Below are 9,883 nucleotides of genomic sequence, written 5' to 3'. Positions count from 1 at the left end.
TATCAAGAACAAAAAAGGGGAGTCAAAACCGTAAAAAAGCCAGGAATAGATTAGGTAGAGCGCATCTCAAGGTTTCACGCAGGCGTCAGAATCGGGTTTGTAAATTGGCTCAACACGTCATCCGGTCTAACGACTTGGTAGCGATTGAAAACCTACGGATACGGAACATGGTTAAAAATCATCATTTAGCCAAGTCAATCAATGATGCAGCGAGGGTATCGGTTTCGAGAATGGTTGGAGTATTTTGGGAAAGTTTATGGGGTTCCGGTTGTTGCCGTTGAACCCGCATATACTTCTCAAGACTGCTCAAATTGCGGTGAAAAAGTTGTTAAAACTCTTAGTGTCCGAACTCATAAATGCCGCAGATGCCGATACACAGCCGACCGGGATGAAAATGCTGCAATCAACATTCTAAAATCAGCACTAAAACAGTTAGCAAAAAGAAACGGAACAGAAATGGATTTAACGGATTAACTTGACTGTAAAACGCATAGATCTAGGCTGATCGCAGGTAGCTTAATCCGTTTTTCCGCGAAAGTATCTGTTTTTCAAATACCGTCGGGCAGCACTGTTATTAACGCCTCCGGAGAGACCGACCTCTGCTTGAGCGGGGAAACTCAATCAAGTATAGCGCTACTTGAATCGGGAACAGGGAACAGCGCTTGCCTTGCGGCCCGGCGGTTTCCGGCGAGACTTAGTTTGCAATCTTAGGGAACAGGGAACAGTAGACTGTGAAAGGGTTTTAGGATCTAGAAATGTCCTAACTTAAATGCGTAGTGCTATAAGTCAACGAGGTAGTTAGAGAAAGCCCAAGCAGTAATGTTTGGATTCCCCCGCGATTTATCCGGGGGAGGATGTCAACTCATCAGACGAAAGTGAAGTAATCTTCTTCTAGGTTGGGGAATGGAGTGCCTTGAATCATAGCAACTAATTCTTCTTGTTCTCCATTAATCCAGTAAAGGGAAGCACCAAAAGGTAAGCCGTCGGGTTGATCTCCTAAGCGATAATCCTGACGATTTCCATGTAACTGAATCGTATCGTTTTCGGCATCAAAATCGACGATGAGAGCATAATCACCCAAACCGGGATTAGTCGTATTGTCATTGTAATAGAATTGGAGATCATCACCTAAAACGAAGGTATCAGCACCTTCTCCGCCTTGGAGAGTATCAATTTCTCCAACTCCTGGATTGTTGGTTTCAGGATTTACCCCAGTGACAATATCTTCTCCATTATCTCCCCAGAGTTCATCGTTGCCGCGATCGCCAATCAGAGTATCATTATCTTTACCGCCATATACGGTATCATCTCCTTCACCGCCTTCAAGGAAGTCATCGCCTTGGTTTCCATTCGACCAGTCGTTTCCTGTGTCGCCAGAGAGATAATCTTGTGCTTCAAGTCCAAAGATGACATCATTTCCCCCATCTCCACTGAGGATGTCACTGTCCTCTGTTCCCATTAATTCATCATCGCGATCGCTACCTGCTATAGTTTGACCTGTGATCTCTGGGGGTTCAGGTCGTGTTTCAGGAGTGGGTGTAACGGTTGGTTCGGGTAGTGTTTCTGGAGTGGGTGTAACGGTTGGTTCAAGTTCAGTATCGTTACCTTCACCACCATTAATAAAATCATTATCACCATTATTATCACTATTATTATCACCATTATTATTACCATTACCTTCAGGGATAATTTCAACAGGTCCAACTGTCACAGTGACAATATTATTATCAACATTGCCGTTACTATCTTGAATCGCATAGAAGATAATGTCTTCTCCTGTAAAACCATCACTGGGAGTGTAAGTCAGGGTATTATCTGGATTGATAACGACCTCACCGCTATCAGAGCTAAAAGTATCGACAATTTCCCCAGTATCCTCATCTACATCTACATCTGTATTTTGTAATGCGATGAAATCGACAACTTCAATTGGGTCGTTATCTGGATCGCTGTCATTGGCTAAAACATCTATTGTGACAGGCGTAGCAATATCGGTCGTTACGAAATCAGGTTCAGCGATGGGGCGACTATTGCTAAAGTCGGGACGAGTGGTAGGATCGATTTCTTCAGTGCTTTCAATTTGTGCGGTAAGTTTTTCACCTGTATTATCATCAACAATTTCTTCCACATTTTCCTCTTCTGTTCCTAGTTCTACGAGGTCTTCTACTGTACCCTCTGGCTCGTCGCTTTGGGCTATTTGCTGTACTTGGACGATTTCTATTGATTTTTCGCGATCGTCCATCGTGCTATCGTCAGCAATAGCAATGTCATCAATGCGTTTGTTACTTTCAGTAATGATTTCTGCTGCACTATCAACAGTATTATCTGCTAATTCGGGAGCAAGTTCGTTGATAATTCTTGCTACTTGTGTTGAGTCGCTCAAGTCGAGATTTTCAGAGTTAGCGATTTGATTTGATAGCGCTTCAATAATTTCGGTTTCGTCAACTCCCGTTACCGCTTCTATTTGGACGAGGGTATTTTGCACCTGAACCTGTTTTGCATAGACTTCTAGCCAGTTGGGGTCGTCATCGGAAGCTGATTGTAAAGCATCGTAGTTGAACAGATCCACATCTTCTGGTATTCCTAATGCGGTTTTCACTCGATTTTGAGCTACTGCGGGATCGGTACCTTCGGCAAGCAGACGGGAGATGGTTGCTAAAGGATTGGTGACTAGATGTTGGAATCCGCCAGCTAATTCGGGAGATTCTGTACTATCGACAAATACTTTACCCGGTTCTACAAAAGGATCGAGGAGATCGGTGCCATCATCAAAGACAGGAGAGAAGAGTTCTCCGCGATCAAATTCTCCGTTACCATTGCTGTCTACAAATGACCATCGATCTATAGGAGGACTTTCAAGCACTACTTGTCCGAGTTCGTCTAATTCTAAAATACCATTTTCATTATTATCTTCTCCTGGATCTAAGATACCGTTATTGTTATCGTCTTCTCCTGCTTCTAAAACCCCATTCTCATTGAGGTCGAAAGGAGAAATTGCAACTTCAGTACCATCGGGATTGAGAGGAGAAGCGATCAAGAAGGGTTCATTCTCATCTTGTACGCCGTTGCCATTATTATCAATAAAATCAATTTCTAAGTTATTTTCACCGCTAGGATTGACAACTGAGAAGGGTTCGTCAGGATCGAATACACCGTTAGCATTACTATCTACAAAAACATAATCTGGGGATGCTCCTTCGACGACAACGCGCATATCTAACAGACCGTTTTCATTAGTGTCAAAAGGAGTAATATCTAGCTCGTCTCCCCCTGTTTCGTCTACTAAAGAAGAAGGCTCGTCCCTATCTTGTATCCCATTATCGTTAACATCAATAAATACATACTGCTTGGTAATTTGCTGTCTTTGTTCGGCTTCAGAAAGGAAAGCTTTACCTAATATGTCATCAATATTGAGGTTTTTCTCTACAATGCTTGCGGTCAGTTGAGAAATGGCATTTTCATTAAGATTGGTATTGGGATCTTCAGCGATCGCAACGGTTAAAGCCTCGTTAATAATAGCAGTTATGGTATCAGTATCGGTAAGATCGGGGGCTTCCCCATTGTTAGCGCGATCGGCGATTGCTTGAAGAATAGCACTGGCAATTTGTGCTTCATTTACTGTAGAAGAAACCTCGTTATTATCTAATTCTCCGTTGTCGTTAATATCGAAGAAGCGATGCAGCGCGGTCTTGGGGGTTTCCCCCATGAGCGACTGCATCAAGACGCGAGAGCCATCATCAGCTTGAACGACTTCTAAATCGCCATCGTCGAACTGTTGGTTATTATTGTTATCGAGATAAATCAGACCATCTTGAGTCAGAATGTCGCTACCATTGATGGTTTGCCCTGTAAAAGAAGTTGCAGCAATAGTTTGGGTAGCTAAAATAATCAGATTTTGCAGTTGAGATTGTAAACCCAAGACCGATACTTCGGAAGTTTTGGGGTCATCATTATATAAATCGCTATTTTCTGATAAACCGAAAACATTAATTACTTCTGCTTGTGCTGCATCTAAATCGGGTTTGGCGATTTCACTAATTAAGCTCGTTAAAGGCGTGGCAATAGTCGCATTGGGAGTCGTAATAATCGGTGCGGTCTGAGGTAAGGAAGTGGAGATATCAATGCCGTTAACAATAACCACTCTACCTTCTTTGGGATCGATAACACCATTACTATTAAGATCGAAGGGAGAGAAGGGAATATCGAGATCGTAACTACCATCAGCATTACTAATGGTAACGGGTTCGTTGGGGTCTTGAATGCCATTGAAGTTGGCATCGAAAAAGACCGTACCGCCAGAAATTACCCCATCTATAACGCTACTAAAACTATTGCCTTTACCCCCGACACTAAACTCAGCGAGGGGGAAAGTGGCAATTCGTTGCTCGAATACTGTCCGACCAAACAAGTCAACTTCTGCACCCAAAAAGGCGTTAACGATACCGTTTAATTGGAATAATTCAAAAGGTGTAGAAATACGCTCGGCAATCTCCGAAGTACGCAGTCTGCCATCATCCGTGCCGTTGATTTCACCACCATCAATCAGATCCAGACCGATAATCCCTTCTAAACCTCCTTTGAGAAAGCCCGAAAGAACAACAAGATTTACACCCAATCCTGCTGCAATAGTGGCGGTAGCAACCAACTCATCGATATCTTCCCCTGTACCGTCTGGATTTTCGCGATCGCTAACAAAGAAACCATCGAGGACTTTAAAGGATTCTAAGGGGTCGAAATTATTAGCAGACCATTGATTGAAACCAAAAGTATCGAAGCCAAAAGCGAGATCCAAAGCGACATTAAAATCCCCTTCTAACAAACCGCTAATCGGGCCAAAAATGGGAAACGTTTGTTCTACGTCGAATCCAACTTCTAATGCAGGAAGATCGTAAGTAAAGAGGGCGACATCTTTACCCAAGAGTAAGTCGATCGCGCTGAAGGGATTGTTAATTAAAGGAATATCGAAATTACCGTTATTAAGTATCCGATTGGTATTTGCTTTCTGGGTATTTCTGCTACCACCATCGGGAGCATCATCGAGTTGTCGATCTAAATCTGGTGCGGACTCGGTTTGCTCTGCTGCAACCTCAGTCGGATCGGCATCGGGATCGCTAGGGTCAAAATTGCCCAACTCGAAAGAACCCACATCAATGAGAATGCCTTCATCCCCCGCGATCGATTCATTGAGAGCATCTGACAGAGCGAACAGTTCGGTAATTTGGTTGAAAGCAGCCTGAAAGTTAGCGTTGGGAGGATTGCCCGTCAATTCAGCGATGCCGATCGCGAGTTCGATGACGCTAATTTCACCATCACCATTGTCATCCAAACCGTCCGCAATGCTCAGATCGTTGAGGATTTCCGTATCGGTGTTGAGAAAATCAACGATAGGGCGAAAAGGATCGATGATGCTGTTGATATTACCAATTACGGGGCGAGCAAAGTCGGAGAGAAAACTACCTAAATCTAGTTGCACGTCATTAAATGCGATCGTCGGTGAAAAATCGCCAACGGCTTCTCCATCTTCAAACGTAAACGAGCCAAATTCCCCTGCTAAATCGAAATTAATACTGGGAAAAGCAGTATCCGCTTGGATGCTCGTAACGGCTTTTAAACCAAGATTGGCACTTGCCGAAGCACTGGGATCGAAGAGGTCGGATAAGTCATCGAAAGAAGCATTACTTAGTTCCGTACTGGTGAGGCGATCGCCATCTATATCTTCTTCTTCATCTGAATTTTCGCCAGTGTTTGAATTTTCATCATTATCTATATCATTGAGTCCGAGAGTAAAATCAGCACCAACAGCCGTGGGGTTTTCTTCATCATTGACCAGATCGAGTTGCAAAAAGCCTAGATTCCCCGTTGCTTGGAAATCATCACTCAAACCCAGATCGACTCCTGCGGTAAAGTTCGTTTTTTCTGTATCGATAAAGAAACCGAATTCTTGGTTAATGCCAAACCCAAAATCAAATTGATAATTAAAATCGAGATCGACACTACCATCAACATCAATTCCCAATCCTGGCAAACCTAAATCCGCATCCAGATCGATATCACCAAGGTTAAATTCTTTAGCAACTGTAATATCGAAAGTGGCTTCTTCTTCCGAGAGAGTTGCGATCGCTTCCACATCAACATCGAGAATCTCTTCAATAGTTTCTTCAACTAACCCGCTAAGTTTCTCTACATCTAATATTCCTCCTGTCTGCACCCGATTAATTAAGGTATTTTGGAAACTACCGATTAGATCTGGTGCGAGAGTTTCTAAAGAACCAATAAAGGGTAATTCAATGGCTCGAAACTGAGCGTCAATCGAATCTTGAATCGAATTGAGGGCATTATTTAACCCCCCTGCTGTCTCGATATTATCGAAACTGAGTTCGTTAATGGCAATGGGAAGGGGTTGTACTTCTAACTCGTTGTAAACCGGATCTTCACTAACTAGATTATGAGTGATGTTTTGAAATTCCGTTGGTTCTACTAGATCGTCTATCGCAGCAGTAATGGTAACTTCTTGAGGAGTAGCAAAGTTATCGGGAATAAAAGTTATGGGTGCAATGGCTTCGAGATCGTCGCTAATGCCAAAACTAATGGTGACATCTGCTGTGGGTTGGGTTGCTAAGGCAATGGTGTAGGTTTGTCCTAGTTCCCCTTCGGCTACTGTAAAATTATTTCCGTTGCCAATAACAATCCCAGGAACATCATTTTCGGTAATATTGGCAGTAACTTCATTAATAGCAATTCCCTGATAAGCAGCATCATCACTGGTTGCAGTATGGGAAATAACCGAAGTGCGGTCTTCTGTAGTTATATTGTCATCAACAGAAACCACCGTAACATTTTGTCTGATGTTGAAGTTTTCAGGAGTAAAAGTAATGGGGTTAATACTTTCTATCTGAGTGGCATCGGTAGCAAAATTAATCGTGACATCGCTAGTCGGTTGACTGGTTAACTCGATCGTATAGTTATCCGTCGTTTGTCCTTCTATGAGGTTAGTCGAACCTTGAGATTCGCTAATTTGCACCCCGACTACATTATCCGCATCATCCCCACCGCTATCTACAATAGTTAACTCTGCTGATGCTTCCCCTAGTTCGTATCCTTCTCCTTCATTGAGGGTAAAAGTAACGTTTTCATTGACTTCTTCATTATTGTCATCAATGGGTCTAACTTCAATTCTGGCGGTAGTCGTACCTTCTGGTAAGGAAAAACTGTTGCCGATAATATCTTGCTCTGTATTATTAGCAACTAAGACTAAAATGTAGTCTTCACCTCGCGTAGCATTTCCACCAATAGTGAAGTTAAAGATGGCATCTTCATCATCATTCTCATTGCCATTACTGAGTAAGGGATTGGAGAAATTAAGCTGGAAAACACCGGGGTTAGAATCAGTTTCAGTAGCATTATCTCCTGCAACAACATCAATTATCGGAGGACTGTCATTATCAATAATATTGGCAGTTATGGTATTTCCGCCACCACCATACTCTTCACTCTCGTTGAGAGTAATTTCTACTGTCTCATTTCCTTCAGCTACCCCATCGTCAAAATCGGGAATCCCCCCCGTAATTCCTGTGGCATCTAGTTGAACCACAACTTGTTCTTCACCAGAAATATCTAGGAAAAAACTACCAGCTTCATTGCCAAAGATAGGCTCATCGTCGGTATTGAGAAACCTATAATCTGTATCTAGTTCGGCTGTTCCCCCAGTAATGCTAAAGCTTAACTGACGACCTTCAGGAGCATTGGGAGCTAAATTAAAGATAAACTGACCGTTACTCTCCCCTTCTACTGCATTTATTGCCTCTAGAGTAATATCTGGTTCGTCGTCCACAATAGCCAATTCAGCAGAAATAGAAGTACCTAGATTGTAAAGTGGGGAATCTTCTAAGGTGATAATGATATTTTCATCAGGGTCAAAAAGGCGATCGTCAATAACTTCGGCATTAATAGAACCTGTTGTATCTCCTGCGGGAATTGTAACGCTCAGGGGAATACTCACATCAGCACTATCAATCTCCTCATCATCCAAAAGATCGGGATCGTTAATAGCAGTTCCCGTAATTGTATAGTTAACGATTAAATCTACTGGTAAAGCTCTGTTCAGAGATAGATTAAAAGAACCATTTTGATCGGGTTCTGATAAATCATCTCCTGGAGCGATGTTAATTGTGGGCAGAATAAAATTGCTGATGTCACCAAAAACACTTCCATTATCTAGGTTATTTCCCGTGGCAACATTGGTATTAGCCTGAGAAACTTGACCACCAGGGATAAGGGTTCTCCCGAATATAGACACCCCTTCTCTAACAAAAATGTCACGACCTTTTGCCTGACCGCTATTTCCACTATTAAACCTATTCCCCTCAATCGTTGAGTTACCAGAAAAATTACTGTTAAGAAGTATTAAATCAGCACCCCGATTGACAAAGATAGCACCGCCGAGTGCAGCACCACCGCCACCACGAACAGCTCGACCTCTACTTCCACCTGCTGGAACATCAACACCATCTTCGCCATCACCGCCAAATGCTCCGCCATCACCGCCTTCACCTCCCAATGCGGTTCTTCTTTTTCTTCTGCGGTTACTGGGATTCGAGCCAGCACCGCCTCCAGCACCGCCTCCAGCACCGAAACCACCATCACCACCATCACCACCAAAACCACCAAAGCCTTCTAACACTCCACCAGATTCGCCTCCGCCTCCGCCTCCGCCAGAACCTCCGCCATTGCCAAAGCTACCATCCTCACCATCACTACCACTACCGCCATTCTGACCATTTCTTCTTCCACGAGAACCACCATTACCACCCTCAGCACGAGTTGTGTCAGCAAAAGCAGTACCACCATTTTCATTGGCAATTCCCCCACGCCCCCCATCTTCCCCCGTTCTCTCAGCACTACCGCCTCTGGCTCCAGTGCTACCATTGCCACCAACGGCACGATTGCCAGTAAAATCAACGTTATTCGCAATTACTGTACCGTTGTTAATAAATAAAGCACCACCAGCACCTAAGCCTCCGCCTCCGCCTTCGTTAGGAACTCCACTACTACCCCTGACACGACCATCTGTTAAGGAAAGATCGGATAGGATTATTTGTGTATCGTCGTCTTCGCCATTAATCGCTACAATTTGATGTTGGTTCGAGCCATTAATTACAGCACCGTTACCCCGAATCTCCACATCCTCGCTAATAGTTGGCAGGCTGTCAGCTAAATTAATAAAACCTACATCTACTTGGATGATGTCTATTGTCCCACCATTATTATTGTTTTCCGAATCTAGAATAGCTTGTCGTAAAGAACCAGCGCCACTATTTCTGTTGTTAGTAACTGTAAAAGTCTGCAATACAGAATTAAACGCAGACATTGCCTCAACTTGAAACGCTAGAGGTGATTCGATAAATCCCGTAGTGGCTTCTAATACCCAGTCTCCCCCCAGATCGCTATTACCCGTCAAATCTTCAGAAGCAGCAATATCTGCTGCGGTAATCTCTCCTAAGCGATTAATAAAAGCTTGTCCTTGTTCGCCTTCTGCAACATTACAACCATATAAAAGAATATCACCATTTTCACTGAGGGCTTTTCCCCACTGTTGCAATTGGTTTTCATAGCTCTCAATATTACCATTATCTAGGCTGCTATTCCCCAACTGTAAAACGGCTGAATCTCCGTGAGAAAGAATTTGTACGCTATCTAAATTATCGTAGTTAGCTAATACTTCAGTAATTTGCTCAACACCATTGCGGTTGGGGTCTAAGACAACTACTTTTGTCTCGGGTTCGACGCTGTTAACTAGAGATTGGTAGTCAGCAATATTGCTATCAACAAAAATGACGGAAGAGGGAGCGTTAATTATCATCCTATCTGTAGTCCTATTTTCAAG

1 protein-coding gene and 1 pseudogene are annotated in these 9,883 nt (G+C 43.2%); one reads left to right on the top strand and one right to left on the bottom strand.

Annotation, left to right across the window (positions count from 1 at the left end):
• Positions 1-479 (top strand): annotated as a pseudogene (locus tag M595_RS29090) (RNA-guided endonuclease InsQ/TnpB family protein); the annotation flags it as partial.
• A 386-nt stretch (positions 480-865) separates the two neighbouring features.
• Here M595_RS29090 and M595_RS06265 read toward each other — a convergent pair.
• The gene (locus M595_RS06265) at positions 866-9,859 is read right to left on the bottom strand and encodes a DUF4347 domain-containing protein (RefSeq protein WP_023065260.1); all 8,994 of its coding nucleotides are present in this window, start codon (positions 9,857-9,859) and stop codon (positions 866-868) included.
• Positions 9,860-9,883 lie beyond the last annotated feature (24 nt).

The sequence above is a fragment of the Lyngbya aestuarii BL J genome, assembly GCF_000478195.2.
In the GTDB taxonomy this organism is placed as follows: Bacteria; Cyanobacteriota; Cyanobacteriia; order Cyanobacteriales; family Microcoleaceae; genus Capilliphycus; species Capilliphycus aestuarii.
Note: the sequence above shows the minus strand (reverse complement) of the source record. Positions and strands in the feature narration are given on the sequence as shown.

Coding starts and splice junctions, on each gene's coding strand:
- M595_RS06265 (WP_023065260.1), bottom strand. CDS start 9,859: ATGATAATTAACGCTCCCTCTTCCGTCATTTTTGTTGATAGCAATATT.